Source organism: Pseudomonas sp. EA_35y_Pfl2_R111 (assembly GCF_963970955.1).
In the GTDB taxonomy this organism is placed as follows: domain Bacteria; phylum Pseudomonadota; class Gammaproteobacteria; order Pseudomonadales; family Pseudomonadaceae; genus Aquipseudomonas.
Window position 1 is genome coordinate 1,535,890 of sequence record NZ_CAXAOM010000001.1, and the last position, 25,771, is coordinate 1,561,660.

Consider the following 25,771-nt stretch of genomic DNA (forward strand, 5'->3'; position numbering starts at 1 on the left):
TTTGCGTTATATCAGTGCGCCTGAGGCCCTGTCACCGACGGGCTACAACCCAATCGTCGGGCCTTTTTAGCACACTCTCCAGATGCAATCTATAAGCCGCGCTGGGCCAAGGTTTTTCCTTGACCACCCGTCTTGTCAGCGCCACCCTGACGCCACATCACGTCTTAGCACACTTTAATCGCTGCCATTTTACGGAGAACACCGCCATGAGCGTCCGCCTCGGCATTGTCATGGACCCCATCGCCCAGATCGCCTTCAAGAAGGACAGCTCGCTGGCCATGTTACTGGCCGCCCAAGCGCGCGGCTGGACCCTCTTCTATATGGAGCAGAAAGATCTCTACCAAGCCAAGGGCGAAGCACGCGCTCGACTTTCAGAGCTTAGCGTATTCAACGACCCACAGCGCTGGTTCGAACTGGGTAACGAGCACGATATCGCGCTCAGCGAGCTGGACGTGATCCTGATGCGCAAGGATCCGCCCTTCGATAACGAGTTTGTCTACTCCACCTACCTGCTGGAACAAGCCGAGCAAGCGGGCGTTCTGGTGGTCAACCGCCCGCAAAGTCTGCGCGACTGTAATGAAAAGTACTTTGCCACCCAATTCAGCCAATACACACCGCCGACCGTGGTCAGCCGCAGGGGCGACATTCTGCGCGAGTTTGCCAAAGAGCAGCGTGACATCATTCTCAAACCCCTCGATGGGATGGGTGGATCGATGATATTTCGTCATCGCGAGGGCGACCCCAACCTGTCCGTGATTCTCGAGGCCCTAACCAATCATGGCCAGCAGCAGATCATGGCCCAGGGTTACCTGCCCGCAATCAAGGATGGCGACAAACGCATTCTGATGATTGACGGCGAACCAGTGCCTTATTGCCTGGCGCGCATCCCCGCGGCCGGCGAAACACGCGGCAACCTCGCCGCAGGTGGGCGGGGCGAAGCCAGGCCGCTGAGCGAGCGCGACCGTGAAATCGCCGCCGCGGTCGGACCGACCCTACGCGAGAAAGGCCTGCTGTTCGTCGGCCTGGACGTGATCGGCGAGCACCTGACCGAGATCAACGTCACCAGCCCGACGTGCATCCGCGAGATCGACGCCGCCTTCGACACACGCATCGGCGAACAGCTGATGGACAAGATTGCCGAGAAGCTCAATGCGCGCAGTGCTTCATAGACTTTTCCATGCGCCCTCGGCAGACTGCGCGGCAACCTGAGCAGACCCGACACGCGATGAACGCAGCAGCCCAACTCCCTGAACTTTCCAGCGCCGGCGTACAGCCGGCGGACCGCCTGGGCTTCACCCTGTTCCTCGCCGCCGTGCTGCATGCCGCACTGATCCTCGGCCTGGGCTTTACCCTGGCCGAGCCGAGCCAGATCAGCAAAACCCTGGAAATCACCCTCTCCACCTTCAAAAGCGAAGAAAAGCCTAAAGAAGCCGACTTCCTTGCCCAAGACAACCAGCAAGGCAGCGGTACCCTGGAACACAAAGCCGCGCCGAAAACCACCGAGCAGGCACTGTTTCAGGACAGCGAGGTCAAGCGCATCACTCCACCCGCAGCGCCGCAACAGCCTGCAGTGCGCCAGCAAGCCCCCAAGGCCGCGGTCGCCACCCGCACCCCGCAACAACAGAAAACCCCGATCAAGCGCGAAGAAGCCAAGCCCACACCGCAAGCCCGGCCAGCACCGGTTTTCGACAGCGCGCAGCTGTCCTCAGAGATAGCCAGCCTGGAGGCCGAACTGGCCCAGGAAGTTCAGCAGTACGCCAAGCGACCGAAGATCCACCGCCTCAACGCGGCCTCGACCATGCGCGACAAAGGCGCCTGGTATAAGGATGAGTGGCGTAAGAAAGTCGAACGGGTCGGCAACCTGAACTATCCGGATGAAGCCCGCCGCCAGGGCATCTACGGCAGTCTACGGCTGCTGGTGTCGATCAATCGCGATGGCACGCTGTACGAGGTGCAGGTCCTGGAATCGTCTGGCCAGCGCACCCTCGACCAGGCCGCCCAGCGCATCGTGCGCCTGGCCGCTCCGTTCGCGCCGTTTACCGGCGATCTGGCCGATGTCGACCGCCTGGAAATCATCCGCACCTGGCGCTTCGAGCGCGGCGACCGTCTGTCGAGCAACTGATCGGGCAGACTTTTACCCCGCGATGCCGCGTCGCGCTTGAAGCCAATGGCCTGAAGCCTGAAACTAACGCCCATGAAAGACGCCAGCCCCAGCTACCTCAAGCACCACTTCCTGATTGCCATGCCGCATATGGCCGATCCGCGTTTCGCGCAGACCGTCACCTACCTGATCGACCACAACGAATTCGGCGCCATGGGCCTGGTGATCAACAAGCCCAATGGCCTCAACCTGGCTGACGTGCTCGAACAGCTGCGTCCGGATGACGAGCCGCCGGTGCTGTGCCAGAGCCTGCCGATATTTACCGGCGGCCCGGTACAGACCGATCGCGGCTTTGTTTTGCACCCCAGCGGCCCACAGTTTCAGGCCACCCTTGAGTTGGGCGAGCTTGGTCTGTCGACTTCCCAGGACGTGCTGTTCGCCATTGCCGACGGCAGCGGCCCGGAGAAATATCTGATCACCCTCGGCTATGCCGGCTGGGAAGCTGGGCAGCTGGAAGCAGAGCTGGCCGACAATGCCTGGCTGACCTGCCCGGCCGATAACACCATCCTCTTCGACCTGCCTTTCGACCAGCGCCTGAATGCCGCCGCCGCGCGCCTGGGCGTCAACCTAAGCCTGCTCACTTCACAAGCCGGGCACGCCTGATGGCCGAGAATGCAAAACCGCTGCGCCTGCTGCTGGGTTTCGATTACGGCAGCAAGCAGATCGGCGTTGCGGTCGGCCAAGTGATCACCGGCCAGGCCCGCGAGCTGTGCAACCTCAAAGCGCAGAACGGCGTACCGGACTGGCAGAAGGTCGAAGCGCTGATCAAGGAGTGGCAGCCAGACGCCATCGTCGTCGGCCTGCCGCTGAACATGGACGGCACAAAAAGCGAGATGAGCGATCGTGCCGAGAAATTCGCCCGCCGCCTTAACGGCCGCTTCAACCTGCCCGTGCACACCCACGACGAACGCCTGACCACTTATGAAGCCAAGGGCCAGCGCCTGCAGCAGGGACAGAACAGCGGCTACCGCGATCGCCCGGTCGACGCCCTGGCCGCCGCGTTACTGCTGCAAGGCTGGCTCGAAGAAAACAGCCCCTGAAAACTACCTGCGTTGCCCCCCTTCGCTAAAAGAGAGGGTGCGTTAAAAACAGGCTCGGAAAGCAGCTAACTGCTGACGTGCTTTAGCGCGGCCCGAAGGACGAGCGAAGCGAGCAATGCTCATTTACAACACGTAAACTGCGCTTCCTCGCCTGTTTTTACCTTGTCTCGGCTGCCTCGCCTACGTTTTCAAGGGCTGTTTTGTATATATCTGGAGTGTTGCCATGAGCTTACCCAACCCGGCCGAACTGCTACCGCAAATGGCCGCTGCCCTGACCAGCCACCTGAACCAGCGGCAGATCAGTGAACCGCGTTTTATCGGCATCCGCACTGGCGGCGTCTGGGTTGCTCAGGCGCTGCTGGAAGCTCTGGACCGCGACGACGCGCTGGGCATTCTCGATGTGTCCTTCTACCGTGATGACTTCACCCAGAACGGCCTGCACCCGCAGGTGCAGCCCTCGGAGCTGCCGTTCGAGATCGAAGGCCAGCACCTGGTGCTGATCGACGACGTGCTGATGAGCGGCCGCACCATCCGCGCCGCACTCAATGAGCTGTTCGATTACGGCCGTCCTGCCAGCGTAACCTTGGTCAGCCTGCTCGACCTGAATGCCCGCGAGCTGCCAATCCGCCCGGATGTGGTCGGTGCGACCCTGTCGCTGGCAGAGGATCAGCGGGTAAAATTGTCCGGCCCCACGCCGCTGACCCTCGAACTCCAGACGCTTGCCAACTGAGACTCGCCAGATGACGACCATAGCCGCCAAGCGCCCGCTGCAGCTGAATGACCAAGGCCAACTGCGCCACTTCCTGTCCCTCGACGGCCTGCCGCGCGAGCTGTTGACGGAAATCCTCGACACCGCCGACTCCTTCCTTGAAGTCGGTGCGCGCGCGGTGAAGAAAGTCCCGCTGCTGCGTGGCAAGACTGTGTGCAACGTGTTCTTCGAGAACTCCACGCGCACCCGCACCACCTTCGAGCTGGCGGCCCAGCGCCTGTCAGCGGACGTCATCACCCTCAACGTATCAACCAGTTCGACCAGCAAGGGCGAAACCCTGTTCGATACCCTGCGCAACCTCGAAGCCATGGCTGCCGACATCTTCGTCGTGCGCCACGCTGACTCCGGGGCCGCGCACTTTATTGCCGAACACGTTTGCCCAAACCTGGCGATCATCAATGGCGGCGACGGCCGCCACGCCCACCCGACGCAGGGCATGCTCGACATGCTGACGATTCGCCGGCACAAGGGCAGCTTCGAAAATCTTTCGGTGGCCATCGTCGGCGACATCCTGCACTCGCGAGTGGCGCGTTCGAACATGCTCGCGCTGAAAACCCTCGGCTGCCCGGACATCCGCGTAATCGCGCCAAAAACCCTGCTGCCGGTCGGCATCGAGCAATACGGCGTGTCGGTTTACAGCGACATGGCTGCCGGCCTCAAGGACGTCGACGTGGTGATCATGCTGCGCCTGCAGCGTGAACGCATGACCGGCGGCCTGCTGCCTAGCGAGGGTGAGTTCTACCGCCTGTTCGGCCTCACCGAAGAACGCCTCAAGCTGGCCAAGCCGGATGCCCTGGTCATGCACCCGGGCCCGATCAACCGCGGCGTGGAAATCGAATCAGCGGTGGCCGACGGCCCGCAGTCGGTGATTCTCAACCAGGTTACCTACGGCATCGCCGTGCGCATGGCCGTACTGTCCATGGCCATGAGCGGCCAGACCGCGCAGCGCCAACTCAATCAAGATGCCGAGGAGCAGAACTGATGCGTATCCGTATCCTCGGAACTCGGGTAATCGACCCCAACAGCGGCTTTGATCAGCTTGCCGATATCTACGTCGAAAGTGGCAAGATTGTCGCCATCGGCCAGATTCCTGCAGGCTTCGTCGCCGAGCAGAGCATCGACGCCCAGGGCCTGGTCGCCGCACCCGGGCTGGTCGATCTTAACGTCGCGCTGCGCGAGCCTGGCTATAGCCGCAAAGGCAGCATCGCCACGGAAACCCTGGCGGCAGCCGCCGGCGGCGTGACCAGCCTGTGCTGCCCACCGTTTACCAAGCCGGTGCTGGACACCCCGGCCGTGGCCGAGCTGATCCTCGACCGCGCCCGCGAAGCCGGGCACACCAAAGTGTTCCCTATTGGCGCGCTGAGCAAAGGACTGGAAGGCGAGCAGCTGGCCGAACTGGTAGCCCTGCGCGACGCTGGCTGCGTGGCCTTCGGCAACGGTCTGGACAGTTTCCGCAATAACCGAACCCTACGCCGCGCTCTGGAATACGCCGCCACCTTCGACCTGACGGTGATCTTCCACTCCCAGGACCATGACCTGGCTGAAGGCGGCCTTGCACACGAGGGCGCAACCGCCAGCTTCCTTGGCCTGCCGGGCATTCCCGAAACCGCAGAGACGGTAGCCCTGGCACGCGACCTGTTGCTGGTCGAGCAGACCGGCGTGCGCGCGCACTTCAGTCAGTTGACCAGCGCCCGTGGTGCCCAGCTGATTGCTGATGCCCAGGCCCGTGGTCTGCCCGTTACCGCCGACGTGGCGCTGTATCAGCTGATCCTTACCGATGAAGCGCTGAGTGATTTCTCCAGCCTGTACCACGTACAGCCACCACTGCGCACCGCCGCCGACCGCGACGGCCTGCGTGCCGCGGTGAAAAGCGGAGTGATCTCGGCCATATCCAGCCACCACCAGCCCCATGAGCGCGACGCCAAGCTGGCACCCTTCGGCGCCACCGAACCCGGCATCAGCAGCGTGCAATTGTTGCTGCCGCTGGCCATGAGCCTGGTGCAGGATGGCCTGCTCGACCTGCCCACCCTGCTCGCCCGCCTGAGCAGCGGCCCGGCGCAAGCGCTACGCCTACCCGCTGGCAACCTGAACGTGGGCGCGGCCGCCGACCTGCTGCTGTTTGACCCGCAAGCCTCAACTCTGGCCGGTGAAACCTGGTATTCGAAAGGTGCCAACTGTCCATTTATTGGCCATTGCCTGCCCAGCGCAGTGCGCTACACCCTGGTGGATGGGCACGTCAGCTACAAAGCCTGATTCATCGCCGCATAAAAAATCGCCGGGAGCGATTTTTGACGTCGCGCAGCGACGGCCCGCAGGGTGATCGCCATGGATGGCAGAACACAAAAAAGCCCGCCAATTGGCGGGCTTTTTCTTGCCTGAACCCTAGCTGCGTTCAGCGTTCTTGATCGACACCTGGGTGTTCAGCGTCCAGAAGTCGTACAGCACACCCAGCAGGAATAAGCCGCCGGTGCACAGGTAGATGATTCCCGTGATCCATTTGCCCTGATACATACGGTGCACGCCGAAAATGCCGAGGAAGGTCAGCAGAATCCAGGCAACGTTGTAATCGGTATCGCCGGCGGTAAAACGCAGATCGGCTTCACGATCCATCGCCGGAATCAGAAACAGATCGACGATCCAGCCAATAAACAGCAGGCCGAAGGTGAAGAACCAGATGGTCCCGGTCACGGGCTTGCCGTAGTAAAAACGGTGAGCGCCGAGAAAACCAAAAATCCACAGCAGATAGCCGATAAGTTTGCTGTGCGTGTCCTGTCGCTGCATGTGAATGCCTCCTGTTGGCTGATGACGCTTTGACGGCCCACTCTACGCAAGGTTCGCCGCTTGGGGAAATCCACCATGCCGTTAGCCACATCCACACTTGAAGCCCGCAGGCGATTGCTAAATACTGTATGCATAACCAGTTAAGCAGACCGAACCATGCAGCTGATCGAAAAACTTACCGTCCTCGCCGACGCCGCCAAGTACGACGCCTCCTGCGCCAGCAGCGGTGCACCGACGCGTAGCTCGAAAGGTAAAAGCGGCATAGGCTCGACCAATGGCATGGGCATCTGCCACAGCTTCACCCCAGACGGACGCTGTGTGGCCCTGCTGAAAATCCTGCTGACCAACTTCTGCCTGTATGACTGCCAGTATTGCGTCAACCGCCGCTCCAGCGACGTGCCGCGCGCGCGCTTCACCCCGGAAGAAGTGGTGGCCTTGACCATCGACTTTTACAAGCGCAACTGCATCAGCGGGCTGTTTCTCAGCTCGGGGATTATTCGCTCGGCCGACTACACCATGGAGCAACTGATTCGCGTGGCCAAGCTGCTGCGCGAAGAGCACGAGTTTCGTGGCTATATCCACCTCAAGACCATCCCCGACGCCGACCCGCTATTAATTGCCGAAGCCGGGCGCTACGCCGACCGCCTTAGCGTAAATATCGAACTGCCCACCGAGAGCAGCCTGATCCGCCTGGCCCCGGAGAAAAAGGTGCTCACCATCAAGCAGGCCATGCACTCGATCCATCAGGGCGAGAGCGAAGCCCGCGCAGAAATACGGGCGCCGAGTTTCGCCCCGGCCGGCCAAAGCACGCAGATGATCATCGGCGCCGACGCCACCGACGACAGCACCATCCTGCACACTGCCGCCTCGCTCTACGGTGACTATCGCCTGCGCAGAGTCCATTACTCGGCGTTCAGCCCGATCCCGAAAAGCCCCAACACTGTTCCGTTTGAAGCGCCGCCACTGCTGCGCGAACATCGCTTGTATCAGGCCGACTTCCTGATGCGCGGCTACGGCTTCGCTGCCTCCGAGCTGCTGAGCGGCCCTGGCAACTTGGCGCTGGATATCGACCCGAAACTGGCCTGGGCGCTGAATAACCGCGAGCATTTCCCGGTCGATTTAAACCGCGCAGAACCGGCGATGATCGCCCGTGTGCCGGGCATCGGCGTGCTCAGTGCAAACCGTTTGGTCGCCCTGCGTCGGCAGAAACGCATTCGTTTCGAGGATCTGACGCGCCTGCGCTGCTCACTGGAAAAGGCCAAGCCCTTTATCGTCACCCAGGATTACCGCCCCCTGCAGGCCAGCCGCGAATCCCTGCTGCTGCGCCAGCAACTCAGCGAAACACCTGCGCAGATGGCGTTGTGGTGATGCATTGCGCGCAATTCGACGGCAGCTTTGCTGGCTGGCGCGAGGTCGCCAGAAGCTTGTTACAGCAAGGCGTGCCACCGCACCAGGTCAACTGGCTGGGTGACGGCGACAGCGGTGGACTGTTTGACCAAACGCCGATAAGCCTCGGCCGCGCCGTAACGAGCCCGGCACCGCGCATTCCTAAACAGTTACTTGAACTGCTGCAGAGCGCCTCATACTTTCGCGTCGAGGATCGCTGGAGCCTGCTCTATCGGATTCTCTGGCGCGTCGCCCAGGGTGATCGCGCCGCCATGCTCGCGGGGGACATCGATGGCAGCCAGCTGCATAAGCGACTCAAAGCGGTACGCCGCGAAGCCCATCACCTGCATGCCTTTCTACGTTTTCATCCACGGCCGGAAAGCGCCGAAGGGCCACAGCTGGTGGCCTGGCATGAGCCTGTCCACGACATTCTGGCCAGTGCCTGTGGGCACTTTGCCGAACGCCTGGGGCGCAGTACCTGGTTGATTGCCACACCGGATGACGGCGTGTATTGGGATGGCCAGCGACTGCACTACCAGCGACCGTGTCCCAGTGAGTGGCAACGCCTGGCGCAAGCGCCCGAGGATGAGGGAGAGGCCCTGTGGCTCGCCTATTACGGCAGCACCTTCAATCCCGCGCGACTCAATCGCAGCGCCCTGGAAACCAGCATGCCCGTGCGCTTCTGGAAAAACCTGCCGGAAGGACCACTGATTCCACAGCTGATGAGTCAGGCGCGCGCCGGCGCGCAACGCGATGGTCAGGCCGAAGCCGTCGCGCGCCAGGGCGGCAAACGCATTCGCCACACCAGCGCGCAACCGCCAACAGTCAGCGAAAGCGCCGACCCGGATCTTCCTCGCTGACTTCCAGCGACAAGCCCTGGGCCATGCTGCTCAGATGGTCGCCGTCGGTTTCCGAGCCGAGCTTGATCATCAGGCGCAGGTCGTTGGCCGAGTCAGCGTACAGCAGCGCATCTTCGTAGGTGATCTCGCCCTGGCTGTAGAGGTTGTACAGCGCCTGATCGAAGGTCTGCATGCCCTGCTCGGTGGAGCGTTTCATCAACGCCTTGAGCTCGTGCACCTCGCCCTTGCGGATCAGGTCGGCGGCCAGCGGGGTGTTGATCAGCACTTCGATTACCGCGCGGCGGCCCTTGCCGTCCGGGGTAGGAATCAGTTGCTGGGCAACGATGGCCTTGAGGTTGAGCGACAGGTCCATCCACACCTGGTTCTGCCGGTCAGCCGGGAAGAAGTTGATGATGCGGTCCAGCGCCTGGTTGGCGTTGTTGGCGTGCAGGGTGGCCAGACACAGGTGACCGGTTTCGGCGAAGGCCACGGCGTGGTCCATGGTCTCGCGGGTACGCACCTCACCGATCAGAATCACGTCCGGCGCCTGGCGCAGGGTGTTCTTCAGCGCCACTTCGAAGGACTCGGTGTCGATGCCGACTTCGCGCTGCGTGACGATGCAGCTCTGGTGCTGGTGGATATATTCGATCGGGTCTTCGATGGAGATGATATGACCGCTGCTGTTCTTGTTGCGGTAGCCGATCATCGCCGCCAGCGAGGTCGACTTACCGGTACCGGTAGCACCGACAAACAGCACCAGGCCGCGCTTGGTCAGCGCCAGCTTCTTGAGGATTTCCGGCAGCTTTAGCTCATCCAGCGTCGGGATATTGGTCTCGATGCGGCGTAGCACCATGCCGGCCAGGTTGCGCTGGTAGAAGGCGCTAACGCGGAAACGACCAACACCGCGCGCGCTGATGGCGAAGTTGCACTCATGATTTTCGGTAAAGTCGCGGCGTTGCTGCTCGTTCATCACCGCATGCACGGTTTCACGGGTCTGCTCCGGCGACATGGGCGTCTTGGTGATCGGCATGATTTTGCCGTTGACCTTCATCGACGGCGGCACGCCAGCAGTAATAAACAGATCGGAGCCGCCCTTTTCCACCATCAGGCGCAGCAGTTTTTCGAATTCCATCGTTGTTCGCCCATGTGCATCACGCGGTTATGCAAGGCCAGCGGCAGGCGCGTGGATTGCCGCTGGGCTGAACCCGCCAGGCAGGTGCCTGCCGGGTACTGTCGATTTAGAAATTTTCTGGCGTTTTAGCTTTTTCGCGCGCCGCTTCGCGGCTAACGATGCCCTTGGAAACCAGGGTCTTCAGGCAGGAGTCGAGGGTCTGCATACCCAGCGAGCCACCGGTCTGGATTGCCGAGTACATTTGCGCCACCTTGTCCTCACGGATCAGGTTACGGATTGCCGGGGTGCCGATCATGATTTCGTGCGCTGCTACGCGACCGCCACCGATCTTCTTCAGCAGCGTCTGCGAGATAACCGATTGCAGCGACTCGGAGAGCATGGAACGAACCATAGACTTCTCTTCGGCCGGGAATACGTCGACCACACGGTCGATGGTCTTGGCCGCCGAGGTGGTGTGCAGGGTGCCAAATACCAAGTGGCCGGTTTCTGCAGCGGTCAGGGCCAGGCGGATGGTCTCCAGGTCGCGCATCTCGCCGACCAGGATGATGTCCGGGTCTTCCCGCAGGGCCGAACGCAGGGCTTCGGAGAAGCCGAGGGTGTCGCGGTGTACCTCACGCTGGTTGATCAGACACTTTTTCGATTCATGGACGAATTCGATCGGGTCTTCAACGGTGAGGATGTGGTGGTACTTGTTGCTGTTGATGTAGTCGAGCATCGCCGCCAGAGTGGTCGACTTGCCCGAGCCGGTCGGTCCGGTGACCAGCACCAGACCACGCGGCACATCGGAAATCTTGCGGAAAATCTCGCCCATGCCGAGGTCTTCCATGCTCAGTACTTTCGACGGAATGGTCCGGAATACTGCGCCAGAACCACGGTTCTGGTTGAAGGCGTTAACCCGGAAACGCGCCACGCCTGGCACTTCGAAGGAGAAGTCGGTCTCGAGGAACTCCTCGAAATCCTTGCGCTGCTTGTCGTTCATGATGTCGTAGATCAGTGCGTGCACCTGTTTATGGTCCAGCGCAGGCAAATTGATCCGGCGAACATCACCGTCGACCCGAATCATCGGAGGCAGGCCAGCGGAGAGATGCAGGTCCGATGCACCTTGCTTGGCGCTGAAGGCCAGCAATTCAGTGATATCCATGGGACTCCCTAATGACAGACAAGCAGGTAGAATGCCGCGAAACCCAGGCGGCGGGCGCAAGTAATGTCCACGATAGCAGAGAATATTGCAAAGGTCGGAGTGCGCATCCGTGAGGCGGCGCAAGCCTCGCAGCGAGATTGTGCGGCTGTTGGCCTGCTCGCAGTGAGCAAAACTAAACCGGCTGAGGCGATTCGCCAGGCATTTGCGGCCGGCACTCGCGATTTTGGTGAAAACTACCTGCAGGAAGCCCTGGACAAGCAGGCCGAGCTGAGCGATTTGCCGCTGACTTGGCACTTCATTGGCCCCATCCAGTCGAACAAGACCAAGCCCATCGCCGAGCACTTTGCCTGGGTGCATTCGGTGGACCGTCTGAAAATCGCCCAGCGCCTGTCTGATCAACGTCCGGCGCATCTGCCAGCGCTGAACATCTGCCTGCAAGTGAATGTCAGCGGCGAGGCCAGCAAGTCCGGCTGCAACCCGGACGAGCTGCCGGCACTGGCACAAGCGGTTACACAACTGCCCAACCTGCGCCTGCGCGGATTGATGACAATCCCTGAGCCGACCGACAACACCAACGAGCAACGCGCCGCCTTCGCCCGCCTGCGCGAGCTGCAGCAAGGCCTGAACCTGGAGCTCGACACCTTGTCCATGGGCATGAGCCATGACCTGGAAGCGGCGATTGCCGAAGGCGCAACCTGGGTGCGCATCGGTACAGCATTGTTTGGCGCCCGTGACTACAGCAGCAACTGATTGAGTTTGCCTTCAGCCATATAAAGGAAGCCCGTTATGACCACTCCCCGCATTGCCTTTATTGGCGCAGGCAATATGGCCGCCAGTTTGATCGGCGGCCTGCGTGCCCAGGGCATCGACGCCAGCGCGATTCGCGCCAGTGACCGTGGAGCCGAACAGCGCAGCAAGATCAGCGCCGAACATGGCATCGAAACCTTTGCCAGCAATGCCGAGGCGATTCAGGGCGCGGACGTGATCGTGCTATCGATCAAGCCACAAGTGATGAAAGAGGTGTGCCTGGATCTCGCCGCGCATATCGGCGAGCAGCAACTGGTCGTATCAATTGCCGCCGGCATCAGCTGCGCCAGCCTGGAAAACTGGCTTGGCCCGCGTGCGATTGTGCGCTGCATGCCTAACACGCCGGCCTTGCTGCGCCAGGGCGTTAGTGGCCTGTATGCTAATGCTCAGGTTTCGCAGAGCCAGCGTGAGCAGGCCGAACAGCTGCTCAGCGCCGTCGGCTTAGCGCTGTGGCTGGATAAGGAAACACAGATTGATGCCGTGACCGCCGTATCCGGCAGCGGTCCGGCATATTTCTTTCTGCTGATCGAAGCCATGACCGTCGCCGGCGAGAAACTCGGCCTGCCGCGTGACACCGCCGCCCAGCTGACCCTGCACACCGCCCTTGGCGCCGCCCGTATGGCCATAGCCAGCGATGTCGATGCCAGCGAACTGCGCCGCCGGGTAACCTCACCGGCCGGCACCACCGAAGCCGCGATCAAGACCTTCCAGGCCGACGGCTTCGAAGCCCTGGTCGAAAAAGCCCTGAACGCCGCCGCCCACCGCTCAGCCGAGCTGGCCGAACAACTCGGTCAATAAGGAACGAAAATGATCGGACTCAACACCGCCGCCGTTTACATCCTGCAGACCATTGGCAGCCTGTACCTGCTGATCGTGCTGCTGCGCTTTATCCTGCAACTGGTGCGGGCAGACTTCTACAACCCCGTCAGCCAGTTCATCGTGCGCGCCACCCATCCGCTGCTGAAACCGCTGCGCAAGATCATCCCGAGCCTGGCCGGGCTCGATCTGGCCTCGCTGGTGCTGGCAATCGTGGTGCAACTGGTGTTGATGGCGCTGACCCTGATGCTGCTCGGCTATGGCCTAGACAACCCGCTGCAGCTGCTGGTGTGGTCGATCATTGGCGTCACTGCGCTGTTCCTCAAGGTGTTCTTCTTCGCCCTGATCATCAGCGTGATTCTGTCCTGGGTCGCCCAGGGCAGCCATAACCCGACCGCCATGCTGATCAACCAGATCTGCGAGCCGCTGCTATCGCCGATCCGCCGCATCCTGCCAAGCATGGGCGGGCTGGACCTGTCGCCTATCGTGGCGTTTCTGCTCCTCAACCTGATCGACATGCTGGTGATTCGCAACCTGGCGATCATGACCGGTATGTATAAAGGCCTAAGCCTGGCGATCTGAAGGTTACGCGCGCAGGGGAGGTGTATCCCGCCCCTGCCGCCGCCCCCTGACCATTCAGTCACCCCGACCGACCATAAGGCGGGCGTGCGATGACATGCAATTGACGCCATAGCTGCGACCCGCATAATGCCAAGCAGGTCAATCCACGAACTTCTGGGATCTGGCGTAATTCCACAGGCTTTAAAAGCGTTATCTGCCGCGTCAGTCAGCTGCGCGGCACCGTTCAATCTGTGCCCGACTTAACCTGGGTGCCGTATAGCCCCAGTCGCCCCACAATGGATGCGCCAACCGGAGGAAAGCCCAGGATGAGCATGGAACGTCTCAGTCAGCAGGTCGATGCTTACGTCACCTGGAAGCGCGAGCTGATGCGCGAAATCACCCGCTATCGCAGCTGGCTGGTGACCAATCGGCTGAACTCCGACGCCGTGGAAGCCAAGCTCGAGCGCGCGCTGAAGCTGCTGCGCACCGACCACATCACCCTGGCCTTTGTCGGCGAGTTCTCGCGCGGCAAGACCGAGCTGATCAACAGCCTGTTCTTCTCCTCCTACGGCCAGCGCATGCTGCCGTCCCAGGCTGGGCGCACCACCATGTGCCCCACCGAGCTGTTCTTCGATCCGCGCTCGGAACGCTCCTATATTCGCCTGCTGCCGATCGAGACCCGCGTCTCCGAAGCCAGCGTGGCGCAGTTCAAACGTATTCCACGGCACTGGGTGAATATCCCGCTGGACCTCAGCGACCCGGACAATATGGTCCAGGCCTTTGTCCAAGTCGCGCGCACCAAACCCATGCCGGTCGAACAGGCGATTGCCCTGGGCTTTCACCCGGACATGCTGGAAAGCACCAATAAGCCCGGCGAAGTGCTGGTGCCGGCCTGGCGTCACGCCATGGTCAACTTCGACCACCCCCTGCTGCGTCAGGGTTTGCGCATCCTCGACACCCCAGGCCTGAACGCCCTCGGCAGTGAGCCGGAGCTGACCCTGTCGATGCTGCCTAGTGCCCAGGCGATCATCTTCCTGCTGTCCGCCGATACCGGCGTGACCGCCAGCGACATGGCCGTGTGGCAACAACATATTCGCCAGCTCGACGAAGACACCCAGACCAGCCTGTTTGCCGTGCTGAACAAGATCGACGTGCTGTGGGATGACCTGGCCGGCGAAGCCTTTGTGCAGAACGCCATCCGCCAGATCCAGACCAGCACCGCGCGCCAACTGGGCATCCGCGTCGAGGACGTACTGCCGCTGTCGGCCAAGCAAGCGATGCTGGCCAAGGTGCGCAAGGACCCGGAACTGCTGGCCCGCAGCCAGATGAGCAATCTGGAAAACCTGCTGTGCGAGCGGATCATCGCGCAGAAGGAACGCCTGCTCGAAGACCGCGTGGTCAATCAAGTCCTGGCGCTGCTGCAGAACAGCCAGCACGTACTCAACCTGCGCCTGGAAAAAGTCAACGAACAGCAGGCGCTGCTGAGCAACCACCAGCACGACAACGGCCAGATGCTCTTCGAGCTGACCGCCAAGACCAAGGAAGACCACAGCCAGCACCACAAGCGCCTGCTGGGCCTGAAAACCAACCAGCGCCTACTCAAGCGTCAGGGCGACCTACTGCGCCACGCCTCGCGCAGTGAACGCCTGGACGAACACCTGAACAAGGTACGCAAGAACCTTACCGGCAGCTGGACCACCCTAGGCATCAACCAGGCCATCCTGCATTTCTTCCGCAGCGTGGAGCAGGACCTGCACAATCTGTCGCAGGAAGCCGAGATGGCCAACAAGATGGTCGCGGCCATCTACCGTCGGCACAACGAAGAGAACCCGCTGCATGGCGTCGACGCGCCGCAGTTCAACGTCAACCGCTACCTGCGCGAACTCAAGCAGCAGCAGACCAAGGCCGACCAATTCCGCCTGCAGCTGAAAACCCTGCTGACCGAACAGCGCAGCCTGACCAAGCGCTTCTTCGCCACCCTGGTGCAGGAAGTGATCGGCCTACACCAGCGCATGCGCCAGGAAGCCGAACAGTGGGCCAGCGATGCGCTGATGCCACTGATGCAGCACACCCTGGAGCACAAGCAACTGCTGGAAACCCACATGCTGCGGCTCAAGGCCCTGGCCCAGGAAACCCAGCAGGCGCGCCAACGCGGCCAGCAGCTGGCACGCTACAGCGGTGAACTGGAGCAGCAACTGGCGCAGGCCAACGACATGCTGCGCATCCTGCGTCGCCCCGCCCCCGTGCAACGTCAGGGCAAAGTGGTCAACCTGCCAGGGGCTGCGCGCCCGCACAGCATCGGCGAATAGTCCTCGGCTTCAGCGCCACCACATCCGCCGTACCCCAGCCGCCCCATGCGCTTGCCGCCTGGGGCGGCGCTTTTAGGGTCTGTTCCCGTTTCGTGCGCAGCCGCGCCGGAGCCAGTTTTTACGCGAGGCAAGGCACGAGACACGAAGTTTGGTTGTTCCAAATGAGTGTCGAGAAACGCTGCATCACGTAAAAACTGGCCCGGCCCTGCGGATTGTGCGAAAAATTTCGCCATGCGGTGTTGGAGGACTTGGCAAGGGAACAACCAATACCTGCGCCCTCCGCCTAGCCTGGCGAAATTTTGCGCAGCAACGCGGCTTGCGACGAAATGGGAACAGACCCTAGACTGCGGCCTTCTTTTATTGCGAGCAGGGTCGATGTCGACTGCCTTTCCCCAAGACTCTGTTGGCCTGGTAACCCCGCAGGTGCTGCAGTTCGCAGAACCTCTGGCGCTGGCCTGCGGGCGCAGCCTGGCCGACTACCAACTGATCTTCGAAACCTATGGCGAGCTGAATGCCACGGCAAGCAACGCCGTGCTGATCTGCCACGCGCTGTCCGGCCATCACCATGCTGCCGGTTATCACAGTGCGGAAGACCGTAAACCGGGCTGGTGGGACAGCTGCATCGGCCCCGGCAAGCCCATCGACACCAACAAGTTCTTCGTCGTCAGCCTGAACAACCTCGGCGGCTGCAACGGCTCCACCGGCCCCAGCAGCCTCAACCCCGCGACCGGCAAACCCTTCGGCGCCGACTTCCCGGTAATGACCGTGGAAGACTGGGTGCACAGCCAGGCACGGCTGGCCGACAACCTGGGCATCCAGCAATGGGCCGCCGTGATCGGCGGCAGCCTCGGCGGCATGCAGGCCATGCAATGGACCATCAGCTACCCCGAGCGCGTGCGTCACTGCCTGGCAATTGCCTCGGCGCCCAAGCTGTCGGCGCAGAACATCGCCTTCAACGAAGTGGCGCGCCAGGCGATCCTGACTGATCCACAGTTCCATGGCGGGCACTTCCAGGAACAGGGTGTGATCCCCAAGCGCGGGCTGATGCTGGCGCGCATGGTCGGCCACATCACCTACCTGTCGGACGACGCCATGGGCGAAAAATTCGGCCGTGGCCTGAAGAGCGAAAAGCTCAACTACGACTTCCACAGCGTCGAATTCCAGGTGGAAAGCTACCTGCGCTATCAGGGTGAGGAGTTCTCCGGACGCTTCGACGCCAACACCTACCTGCTGATGACCAAAGCGCTGGACTACTTCGATCCGGCCGCGTCCTTCGATGGCGATCTGGCCAAGACATTGGCGCATGTCAGCGCTGACTTCTGCGTGATGTCCTTCACCACCGACTGGCGTTTCTCGCCGGCCCGCTCGCGAGAAATCGTCGATGCCCTGACCGCTGCGCGGAAAAACGTCTGCTATCTGGAAATCGATGCGCCTCAGGGCCACGACGCCTTCCTGATGCCGATTCCGCGCTACCTGCAGGCGTTCGACAGCTATATGAAACGGATTAAGGTGTAGCCATGCGCGCGGATCTCGAAATCATCCAAGAGTGGATTCCCGCTGGCAGCCGTGTGCTCGACCTGGGTTGCGGCAATGGCGAGCTGCTCGCCTGGCTGGCCGAACACAAGCAGGTGTTCGGCTATGGCCTGGAAATCGACGCGGACAACATCGCCCAATGCGTGAGTAAGGGCGTCAACGTCATCGAGCAGAACCTCGACAAAGGCCTGGGCAACTTCGCCAGCAACAGCTTCGACGTGGTGGTCATGACCCAGTCGCTGCAGGCCCTGCATTACCCGGACAAGGTGCTGGCGGAAATGCTGCGCGTCGGCAAGACCTGCATCATCACGTTCCCCAATTTCGGCCACTGGCACTGCCGCTGGTACCTCACCACCAAGGGCCGTATGCCGGTGTCGGACTTTCTCCCGTACACCTGGTTCAACACGCCGAACATCCACTTCTGCACCTTCGAAGACTTCGAAAACCTGTGCCACAACCAGGGCGCGAAAGTCATGGATCGCCTGGCCGTGGACCGCGACCACCGGCACGGCTGGGCCAGCCGGATCTGGCCTAATCTGTTAGGTGAAATCGGCATTTACCGGATCAGCGGCCCCACAGCCGAAGACGTGCAGATCGCCAACTAGGCGACTGCCCCGCAAGATTTGCTATCTGGAGAACCCTTATGCGTCGCATCGCATTTCTGTTTATCGCCCTGTGCCTGAGCCTGCCGGCGCTTGCTGAACGCAAGCAGACCTTCGGCGACCTCGACGTGCACTACATCGCCTTCAACTCCGAGTTTCTGCAACCGGACATCGCCGCCGCCAACGGCCTGGTACGCAGCAAGACCCAGGGCGTGGTGAATATCTCCGTGCTCAAGGCCGGTACCGCCAGCAGCGCCAGCGTCAGTGGTGAAGTGAAGGACCTGGTCGGCCGCAGCCAGCCGCTGACCTTCAAGCAGGTCAACGAAGGCGAGGCCATCTATTACCTGGCGCAATTCAACTTCACTCAGCGCGAGATGCTGCGTTTCACCATCAACGTGCGCGCAGTCGATGGCGTGGCGCACAGCTTCAATTTCAACCAGGAATTCTTCCCAGACGAATGATGGCCCTGAATCCATGATGCATTTCAACGAGCTTGTACTCGCCAGCCATAACGTCGGCAAACTCAAAGAGCTGCAAGCCATGCTCGGCAGCAGCGTGCACGTGCGCTCAGTCGGCGAATTTTCGATGGTCGAGCCGGAAGAAACCGGCCTGTCGTTTATCGAGAATGCCATCCTCAAGGCGCGTAATGCCGCTCGACTGTCCGGCCTGCCGGCGCTGGCCGATGACTCCGGCCTGGCAGTAGATTTTCTCGGCGGTGCGCCGGGCATCTACTCGGCACGCTACGCCGATGGTCAGGGTGATGCGGCGAACAACGCCAAGTTGCTCGACGCGCTAAAAAACGTGCCGGATGCCGAGCGCGGCGCGCAGTTCGTCTGCTGCCTGGCGCTGGTGCGGCATGCCGACGATCCGCTGCCGATCATCTGCGAAGGTCTCTGGCACGGGCGCATCCTGCACGCCGCGCAAGGCGTGGAAGGCTTTGGTTATGACCCGCTGTTCTGGGTGCCCGAGCGCGACTGCTCCAGCGCCGAGCTGCCGGCGGCCGAGAAAAACCAGATCAGCCACCGCGCGCGCGCCATGGCCCTGTTGAAACAGCGGCTGGGCTTGGCATGACCACGGCGTCCGGCGGCGGCTTCGAGCTGCCGCCACTTGCACTCTATGTGCACATCCCCTGGTGCGTGAAGAAGTGCCCGTATTGCGACTTCAACTCCCATGCCGCCGGACCGAGCCTGCCGGAAGAGGCCTATGTCGACGCCTTGCTGGCCGACCTGGATGCCGACCTGGCGCAGGTGCATAACCGACCGCTGAGTTCGATCTTCTTTGGCGGCGGTACCCCCAGCCTGTTTTCCGCCAAAGCCCTCGGTCGCTTGCTTGAGGGCGTGGAACGGCGCGTGCCGTTTGCCGCCGATATCGAGATCACCCTGGAAGCCAATCCGGGCACCTTCGAGCAGGCCAAATTCAAGGACTACCGCAGCCTGGGCATCAATCGCCTGTCGATTGGCGTGCAGAGTTTCCAGGCGCCCAAGCTGATCGCCCTGGGCCGCATCCACGACGGCGATGAAGCGGTGCACGCAGCCGATATGGCCCGCGCCGCCGGCTTCGACAATTTCAACCTGGACCTGATGCACGGCCTGCCGGACCAGTCCATCGAGGATGCCCTCAGCGACCTACGCATCGCCATTGCCCAGGGGCCGACGCATCTGTCCTGGTATCAGCTGACGGTGGAGCCGAACACAGTGTTCTGGAACCAGCCGCCGGTAATGCCCGAGGACGATATTCTCTGGGACATTCAGGAAGCCGGCCAGGCGCTGCTGGCCGCCGAAGGCTACGCGCAATACGAAGTCTCGGCCTACGCCCAGGCGGGTAAAGCGGCGCGGCACAACCTCAATTACTGGACCTTCGGCGACTTCCTGGGCATCGGCGCTGGCGCCCACGCCAAACTGAGTCACCCGGACGGCAGCATCAGCCGCAGCTGGAAAACCCGCCTGCCCAAGGACTATCTGGACCGCAGCAAACGCTTCAGCGCCGGCGAACGCCCCCTAAGCGCAGATGAGTTGCCCTTCGAATTTCTGATGAATGTGCTGCGCCTCACGGACGGCGTCGCCAGCGAACTGTTCACTCAGCGCACCGGTTTGCCACTCAGCCAACTGGCCGCAGCGCGCCTGGAAGCCGAGCAACGCGGCCTGCTGCACAGCGACCCGACACGCCTGAGCGCCACCCGCGAAGGCCAGCTGTTTCTCAACGACCTGCTGCAACACTTTCTACCCTGACGCATGCGCCCACACGGCTAAGGAAACCTGATGGACCTGCTACTCGACCTGATTGTCACCCTGTCGCGCTGGAGCCGCACCCACCTCTACGACATCTCACTGGCAATCATGGCCACCCTGCTGGTGCTGTTCGGCCCCGGCATCAATGCCTGGGTGCAGCGCAACACCAGCAGCATGAACTTTATCTTTCGCACGCTGATCTTCGTGCTGCTCTGCGCGGTGGGCTACGGCCTACTGATCGTCTTCGCCACCCCATACATGGCCAAGGGCCTGGGTTTCTTCAACAATTTCACGTTGGCCCCGGTGCTGATTCTGGTGTTCTTTATCATCGGCATCCTCGCCGACCGCAGCTGAGCTGCCGGCGAACTGATCGGGAGCCTGGCCTCAGGCTCCGCTTACAGACTCAACTGCCAACTGACGCCCATCACGCCCAGGCAACAAATCGCCGACTGACTGTGACGATCATCGCAGATCGCCATCACGCCTCAACACAGGCCGGCTTTTTTCATTAGCCTTGCGCCCCCAACACTGCTCGCAGTGCTGGTTGCAGCCGTTTTCTCCCGTCCGAACAGCGCCTCCAGCCTTCCCTTGTCCGACCTCGCGTCAGCTGCGGCAGTGCATTACGGCCACACATACTGATGCCCCTAGCCATGATCACGCCTGCCCTGCGCCATCTAGTCCGCCTGCTACTGCTGCACACTGCCCTGTTGCTAAGCATCGCCAGCCAGGCCAATGCGTCGACCGAGGCACCTGCGCAGAGCGAGGAAAGCTGGACGATCAATATGCAGAGCGCGGAGATTCGCGACTTTATCGAGCAGATTTCCAGCATCAGCGGGCAGACCTTTATCATCGACCCACGGGTGAAAGGCCAGGTCACCGTAATAGCCCAGCAGCCGATGAATATCGCCGAGGTCTACAAACTGTTCCTCTCGGTGATGAGCACCCATGGTTTCGCTGTGATGCCGCAGGGCAATCAGCTGAGCATCATTCCCAGCAGCGAGGCCAAGACCACCGCCGGCAGCCGCGGCAACCTGGAAACCCGCGTGCTGCAGGTGCAGCATGGCGCCGCCAACGACCTGCTGCCCCTGATCCGCCCGCTGGTGGCCAACCATGGTCACCTGGCCGCCGTGCCTTCATCCAACAGCCTGATCATCAGCGACACCCCAGCCAATATTGCTCGCATTGACGAAATCATCCGCCAACTGGACAGCCAGAATCAGGATGATTTCAGCGTCTATGACCTGCGCCATGCCTGGGTCCATGAGCTGGCTGCGGTGATCAACAGCTCACTGAAAAACACCCAGGCCAGCGGCGCCCAGGTAATTGCCGACACCCGCGCCAATCGCCTGCTGCTGCTTGGCCCCAGCGACGCCCGCGCCCGCCTGTTGAAGCTGGCGCAGAGCCTCGACACGCCCAGCTCGCGTTCGACCAATACCCGGGTTATCCGCCTGCGCCATGGTGATGCCAAGGAGATGGCAAAGACCCTCGGCGACTTCGGCGACAACCTGAGCCAAAGTCAGGGCAGTGAAAACGCCGCTCCGCTGAAGCTGATGATCCGCGCCGACGAGAGCCTCAACGCCATCGTCATCATGGCCGAAGCCGATATCGTCAACATGTTCGAGGACCTGGTGCGCCAGCTGGATATACCTCGCGCCCAAGTGCTGGTAGAAGCGGCCATCGTCGAGATGTCCGGTGATATCAATGACGCCCTCGGCGTGCAATGGGCCATCGACGGCCGCAGCGGCGGTGGCCTGGGCGGCGTTAACTTCAGTAACACCGGCCTGTCGGTCGGCACTCTGCTCGGCGCCATCGCCAGCGAAAACCCCGGCGAACTGGCTGCGGCGCTGCCCAATGGGGCGATTATCGGCGTCGGCAACGACAACTTCGGCGCACTGATCACCGCGCTTTCGTCGAACGGTAAAAGCAACCTGCTCTCCACCCCGACCCTGCTGACCCTGGACAACCAGGCCGCCGAGATTCTGGTCGGGCAGAACGTGCCCTTCCAGACCGGCTCTTACACCACCGACGCTGCCGGCTCGAGCAACCCCTTCACCACCATCGAACGCAAGGATATCGGCGTCACCCTCAAGGTCACCCCGCATATCAATGAAGGCGCCACCCTGCGCCTGGTGATCGAGCAGGAAATCTCCTCCATCGCCCCGAGCACCGGGCTGAATGCCCAAGCCGTGGATCTGGTCACCAACAAGCGCTCGATCAAGAGCACCGTATTGGCCGATGACGGCCAGGTAATCGTGCTCGGCGGTCTGATTCAGGACGACATCACCAGCAGCGAGAGCAAGGTGCCGCTGCTCGGCGATATCCCCGGGCTTGGCAGGCTGTTCCGCTCAACCCGCGAAGCCCGGCAGAAGCGCAACCTGATGGTGTTTTTGCGCCCCACCGTGGCACGCGACGGCGTCGGCCTGGCCAACCTGAGCCTGGGCAAATACCGTGACCTGCGCCTGCTCGGCCAGGCCAACGGTTACGACCATCTACCGCAGCAGGCCCATGCTTTGTTCAACCAACGCATTGAGGCACCTGCGACCGACCTGCGCCAACCGGCAAAAGCCATCCCGGCCAAACCAAGCAAGACTCTGATTGAGACGCCAAAACCTGTCGACCCAGCCACCCTGGGCGATGGCCGTGGAGGGGATAGCAAACCCAAGGTTGCATCGCGCCGCCACACCATCCAGTTGGTTGAGGGCAGCAGCCGCGAATTTATGCAGGCCCTGCTCGAGCGTCACCCCAAACAGCCGCTGCGCCTGGCCGAGCGCGAGCAGAACGGGGAAACCCGCTACGTCGTGCTCTATGGCAGCTACCCGAGCCGCGAAACCGCGCTCAAAGCCCTTGCTGCCCTGCCCGAACAGCTGCCAAAACGCGGCGCCAGCGCCCTGCCCGAGTAAGCAAAGAAGCGTTGCAGCACCACGCAGCAACGCCAAAGCCGAGCTGCGTGGAACTGTGCCCCATTCCGAGCGAGACGTGGCACACCCTGGATATGAGACCAACGTTCAAATTAAGCAAGCTGGCCCTGCCCATACCCTCTGCCTGTGAACTGCATAGCGAATAACCGCCAAGGCTCTACCTAGACTGCGCTGCTTCAACTTCCCAGACTAATGGAGCAGTCGCATGTCAAAACGCTGGATCACAGCCGCAGTCGCCACCGCCATTGTCGGCGGCGTCTTGGGGGTCGTGCTCTCGGCTGACCTTGAGCAGCCAAAGCCAACCCAAGCAGCATCGAATGACAGCCAGGGCAGCAAATCACCCGCCCCCAGCCAGAGCACTGCCGCGCCCGCAAGCCAGGCAGCCAGCCAAGGCGCAAGTGGCGTCTCTATCCTGGAGACCAAACCGCCCGTGGCCACCAGCAGCGCCGCGCAGGCCACGCTCTGGGATGCAGACTCACTGCAGGAAACCGAGAGCAACGGCATTACCCAGCACCTGACCCAGGTCGATCCGCAGCAGCTCAGCAACCTTGCAGTCGGTCAGGTGGTCTCTCTGGCCCTGCCGGGGCGCAGCAGCCCAACCCGCGCCACCCTCGGCGAAACCCGCAACACCGCAGGCAGCGCCGTATGGCAAGGCAGCCTGATCGATGGCGATGAGGTGGAAAGCATGACCCTGGTCAAGGGCACGCTGGAGACCCATATCACCGTTGCCACGCTCGACGGCAGCCTGTCGATCATCATCGATAACGCCACCGGCAAGACGGTGATCACCGATGAAAACCAGCTGGTACTGCGGGCCGATCCGAACGATCACCTGCACTACGACCATAAAGAACTGGCCCCGCTGCCACCGCCCGCTCAGGGCTGATCGCCTCTTTACCCACATCGCACAAGGAACGCTGATATGAAGAAAGTGCAATGGCTCTCTGCCCTCGCACTGGCCCTGACCGCCCATAGCGCCCAGGCCAACCCGGAAACCGTCGACATCATGGTGCTCTACACCAAAGACGCGCAGAGCTTGCCCAATGGCCGCGATATCGACGCACGCATCGCCAGCTATATCGAATACACCAACACGGCCTATGCCAAAAGCGGCGTGAATATCCGCCTGCGCCTGGTGCACAAGCAGCTGCTCGACTGGGCCAACTACTACGACGTCTCCGGCGCCAACCTCAACAAGTTCACTGACGACGCTCAGGTAAAACGCCTGCGTGAGCAATACGGCGCCGACGTAGTACAGCTGATCAACCGCACCACCCAAGGCCAGGGTTATGGCATCTGCGGTATCGCCTGGATGGGCACTGGCGCGAAGAACAGCGACCGCTTCAACAGCGGTGCCAAGGAAATGGCCTATGGCCTGACTGGCGTCGACTGCAGCCTCAGCACCTTCGCCCATGAAGCCGGCCACAATATGGGCCTGCGCCACTCCTACGAGCAGGACCAGCAGGAAGGCTACTACAACGCCAACGGCCACAACGGCACCCACGAATGGAGCCGTGGCTACGGCGTCCAGGGTCAGTTCAGCACCATCATGGCCTACCCGCAGGTCTTCGGCGCGCGCCGTCAGGCTCCGGTATTTTCCAACCCACGCCTGAATGACGCCGACTGCGCCAACCAGCCTTGCGGCATGCCCGATCGCTCCGATGCCGTGCGCTCGCTGAACACCATGGCCGCACAGATCGCCACCTTCCGCGCCACCCAGGTGCCCATCACCAACAACCCCGGCACCGGCAACCCGACCACACCACCGGCCGAACTGCCCTGGTGCAGCAAGCCAGCGCTCAAAGGCCTGGTCAGCAACGGCGAGTTCAACAGCAACGAAGGTTGGCGTGCGCTGTTCGGACAGGCTCAGCTGAGCCTGGTCAATGTGGCCCTGAACTGCCGCGACAACGCGCTGCAAATGGATGCCCAGGCCTTCGACGTACTGGCCACACCGGTCACCGGTCTGACGGCCGGCGCGAAATATCGCCTGAAAGCCAAAGCCATGCTCAAGGCCCGCGACAGCCGTGAAAACGTGCGCGTAGCGATCCTGCAGGAAAGCACCGATGGCCGCTTTACCTACAGCGCCGAGCAAACGGTCAACCTGTCGGTGACTGGCAACGAGTTCAGCCGCCTGGAAAAAACCTTCACCTACGCAGCGCCAAGCAACGTTCGCAATCTGTATGTAGCGATCTGGAGCGACAGCGGCAGCAGCCTGCTGGTCGATGAGGTCGAGCTACAGGAGGTCCAGGCTGCCGCACCTCCAGTACCACCTGCTCCGACCCAGTTCGGCTGGAACTTCGAGAACGGCATTGCTGGCTGGTCTGGCTTCCATGGCAGCGCCCGCGCCAGCACGTTCGCCAACGGCAGCCGCCAGGCGCTGGAAGCCTATCAGCGTAAGTACGAAGGCGCCGGCGCGAGCGTCAGCCTGGTCGGTAACGTCCAGGCCGGTAATCGCTATCGCGTTTCTGCCGACCTGAGTATCGGGCGCAGCAGCATGGTCAGCGCCATCGCTTACGCCTACCTGTATGTCGAAGATGGCAATGGCCGTGGCCAGTACCTGCCGCTGGGCCAGCGCACCACCCGTGGTGGCAGCTGGAGCAAGTTGCAGCATGAGGTACAACTGCCGGCAGGTACTCTGCGCCGCGTCGACCTGCTGATTTTGGGCACGCAACGCGCTGAGTCGCTGTTTATCGACAACGTCAGTATCAGCAAGCTGTAAACACCCAGCAGCACCCAAGCCCATGGCTG

General features: G+C 61.8%; 25 protein-coding genes. 22 read left to right on the forward strand and 3 right to left on the reverse strand.

What is annotated here, in order from left to right:
- The first annotated feature begins 206 nt into the window (after positions 1–206).
- The 7 genes from gshB to AACY25_RS07310 all read left to right on the forward strand — a co-directional run bounded on the left by gshB (position 207) and on the right by AACY25_RS07310 (position 6,223).
- Entirely contained in the window at positions 207–1,169 is a 963-nt protein-coding gene (gene gshB / locus AACY25_RS07280; RefSeq protein ID WP_339523429.1) for a glutathione synthase, read from the forward strand.
- Positions 1,170–1,225: 56 nt separating this feature from the next.
- Entirely contained in the window at positions 1,226–2,122 is an 897-nt protein-coding gene (locus AACY25_RS07285) for an energy transducer TonB (protein WP_339523431.1), read from the forward strand.
- Positions 2,123–2,194: 72 nt separating this feature from the next.
- Positions 2,195–2,764: a YqgE/AlgH family protein gene (locus AACY25_RS07290; RefSeq protein ID WP_339523432.1), complete on the forward strand. Its 570-nt coding sequence runs from the start codon at positions 2,195–2,197 to the stop codon at positions 2,762–2,764.
- Positions 2,764–3,201, forward strand: coding sequence for a Holliday junction resolvase RuvX (gene ruvX / locus AACY25_RS07295; protein WP_339523433.1), 438 nt, complete (start codon positions 2,764–2,766; stop codon positions 3,199–3,201). The genes AACY25_RS07290 and ruvX overlap by 1 nt, the downstream gene beginning before the upstream one ends.
- 223 nt (positions 3,202–3,424) lie before the next feature.
- Entirely contained in the window at positions 3,425–3,931 is a 507-nt protein-coding gene (pyrR, locus tag AACY25_RS07300; protein ID WP_339408929.1) for a bifunctional pyr operon transcriptional regulator/uracil phosphoribosyltransferase PyrR, read from the forward strand.
- 10 nt (positions 3,932–3,941) lie between these two features.
- Entirely contained in the window at positions 3,942–4,952 is a 1,011-nt protein-coding gene (locus AACY25_RS07305) for an aspartate carbamoyltransferase catalytic subunit (RefSeq protein ID WP_339523434.1), read from the forward strand.
- Positions 4,952–6,223: a dihydroorotase gene (locus AACY25_RS07310; protein WP_339523436.1), complete on the forward strand. Its 1,272-nt coding sequence runs from the start codon at positions 4,952–4,954 to the stop codon at positions 6,221–6,223. The genes AACY25_RS07305 and AACY25_RS07310 overlap by 1 nt, the downstream gene beginning before the upstream one ends.
- A gap of 129 nt (positions 6,224–6,352) precedes the next feature.
- Here AACY25_RS07310 and AACY25_RS07315 read toward each other — a convergent pair whose 3' ends face one another.
- Positions 6,353–6,751 carry a TM2 domain-containing protein gene (locus AACY25_RS07315; protein WP_339523438.1) on the reverse strand — a complete coding sequence of 133 codons (399 nt, stop codon included), beginning with the start codon at positions 6,749–6,751 and terminating at the stop codon, positions 6,353–6,355.
- A gap of 156 nt (positions 6,752–6,907) precedes the next feature.
- Here AACY25_RS07315 and AACY25_RS07320 point away from each other — a divergent pair, with 156 nt between their 5' ends.
- Both AACY25_RS07320 and AACY25_RS07325 read left to right on the forward strand, forming a co-directional pair.
- On the forward strand, positions 6,908–8,119 hold the full coding sequence (locus AACY25_RS07320; protein WP_339523440.1) for a putative DNA modification/repair radical SAM protein: 1,212 nt from the start codon (positions 6,908–6,910) through the stop codon (positions 8,117–8,119).
- Positions 8,119–8,997: a TIGR03915 family putative DNA repair protein gene (locus AACY25_RS07325; protein WP_339408934.1), complete on the forward strand. Its 879-nt coding sequence runs from the start codon at positions 8,119–8,121 to the stop codon at positions 8,995–8,997. The genes AACY25_RS07320 and AACY25_RS07325 overlap by 1 nt, the downstream gene beginning before the upstream one ends.
- Here AACY25_RS07325 and AACY25_RS07330 read toward each other — a convergent pair.
- Both AACY25_RS07330 and AACY25_RS07335 read right to left on the reverse strand, forming a co-directional pair.
- Entirely contained in the window at positions 8,963–10,108 is a 1,146-nt protein-coding gene (locus AACY25_RS07330) for a PilT/PilU family type 4a pilus ATPase (protein WP_275960388.1), read from the reverse strand. The genes AACY25_RS07325 and AACY25_RS07330 overlap by 35 nt on opposite strands.
- 106 nt (positions 10,109–10,214) lie before the next feature.
- A complete protein-coding gene (locus AACY25_RS07335) occupies positions 10,215–11,249 on the reverse strand; it encodes a type IV pilus twitching motility protein PilT (protein ID WP_090240439.1) in 1,035 nt (344 codons plus the stop codon).
- Positions 11,250–11,312: 63 nt separating this feature from the next.
- Here AACY25_RS07335 and AACY25_RS07340 point away from each other — a divergent pair, with 63 nt between their 5' ends.
- The 13 genes from AACY25_RS07340 to AACY25_RS07400 all read left to right on the forward strand — a co-directional run bounded on the left by AACY25_RS07340 (position 11,313) and on the right by AACY25_RS07400 (position 25,742).
- Positions 11,313–11,999, forward strand: a complete 687-nt coding sequence (locus AACY25_RS07340) for a YggS family pyridoxal phosphate-dependent enzyme (protein WP_339523441.1) — start codon at positions 11,313–11,315, stop codon at positions 11,997–11,999.
- Positions 12,000–12,035: 36 nt separating this feature from the next.
- Positions 12,036–12,854: a pyrroline-5-carboxylate reductase gene (gene proC / locus AACY25_RS07345; RefSeq protein ID WP_339523443.1), complete on the forward strand. Its 819-nt coding sequence runs from the start codon at positions 12,036–12,038 to the stop codon at positions 12,852–12,854.
- A 9-nt stretch (positions 12,855–12,863) separates the two neighbouring features.
- Positions 12,864–13,454 (forward strand): YggT family protein, encoded by a 591-nt coding sequence (locus AACY25_RS07350; protein WP_090380362.1) that lies wholly within the window; start codon positions 12,864–12,866, stop codon positions 13,452–13,454.
- Between the two features lie 305 nt (positions 13,455–13,759).
- Positions 13,760–15,742, forward strand: coding sequence for a dynamin-like GTPase family protein (locus tag AACY25_RS07355; protein ID WP_339523446.1), 1,983 nt, complete (start codon positions 13,760–13,762; stop codon positions 15,740–15,742).
- A gap of 375 nt (positions 15,743–16,117) precedes the next feature.
- Positions 16,118–17,257 (forward strand): homoserine O-succinyltransferase MetX, encoded by a 1,140-nt coding sequence (gene metX / locus AACY25_RS07360; RefSeq protein WP_339523448.1) that lies wholly within the window; start codon positions 16,118–16,120, stop codon positions 17,255–17,257.
- Between the two features lie 2 nt (positions 17,258–17,259).
- Positions 17,260–17,880 carry a methionine biosynthesis protein MetW gene (gene metW / locus AACY25_RS07365; protein WP_339408942.1) on the forward strand — a complete coding sequence of 207 codons (621 nt, stop codon included), beginning with the start codon at positions 17,260–17,262 and terminating at the stop codon, positions 17,878–17,880.
- 38 nt (positions 17,881–17,918) lie between these two features.
- The gene (locus tag AACY25_RS07370; RefSeq protein WP_339523450.1) at positions 17,919–18,338 is read left to right on the forward strand and encodes a DUF4426 domain-containing protein; all 420 of its coding nucleotides are present in this window, start codon (positions 17,919–17,921) and stop codon (positions 18,336–18,338) included.
- A 13-nt stretch (positions 18,339–18,351) separates the two neighbouring features.
- On the forward strand, positions 18,352–18,948 hold the full coding sequence (rdgB, locus tag AACY25_RS07375) for an RdgB/HAM1 family non-canonical purine NTP pyrophosphatase (RefSeq protein WP_339523452.1): 597 nt from the start codon (positions 18,352–18,354) through the stop codon (positions 18,946–18,948).
- On the forward strand, positions 18,945–20,105 hold the full coding sequence (gene hemW / locus AACY25_RS07380; protein WP_339523454.1) for a radical SAM family heme chaperone HemW: 1,161 nt from the start codon (positions 18,945–18,947) through the stop codon (positions 20,103–20,105). The genes rdgB and hemW overlap by 4 nt, the downstream gene beginning before the upstream one ends.
- A gap of 30 nt (positions 20,106–20,135) precedes the next feature.
- Positions 20,136–20,459, forward strand: a complete 324-nt coding sequence (locus tag AACY25_RS07385) for a DUF3392 domain-containing protein (protein WP_339523456.1) — start codon at positions 20,136–20,138, stop codon at positions 20,457–20,459.
- A gap of 284 nt (positions 20,460–20,743) precedes the next feature.
- Positions 20,744–23,005 (forward strand): type II secretion system secretin GspD, encoded by a 2,262-nt coding sequence (gene gspD, locus AACY25_RS07390; protein WP_445262121.1) that lies wholly within the window; start codon positions 20,744–20,746, stop codon positions 23,003–23,005.
- A 223-nt stretch (positions 23,006–23,228) separates the two neighbouring features.
- The gene (locus tag AACY25_RS07395; RefSeq protein WP_339523460.1) at positions 23,229–23,909 is read left to right on the forward strand and encodes a hypothetical protein; all 681 of its coding nucleotides are present in this window, start codon (positions 23,229–23,231) and stop codon (positions 23,907–23,909) included.
- A gap of 36 nt (positions 23,910–23,945) precedes the next feature.
- Positions 23,946–25,742: a zinc-dependent metalloprotease family protein gene (locus tag AACY25_RS07400; RefSeq protein ID WP_339523462.1), complete on the forward strand. Its 1,797-nt coding sequence runs from the start codon at positions 23,946–23,948 to the stop codon at positions 25,740–25,742.
- The last annotated feature ends 29 nt before the right edge of the window (positions 25,743–25,771 follow it).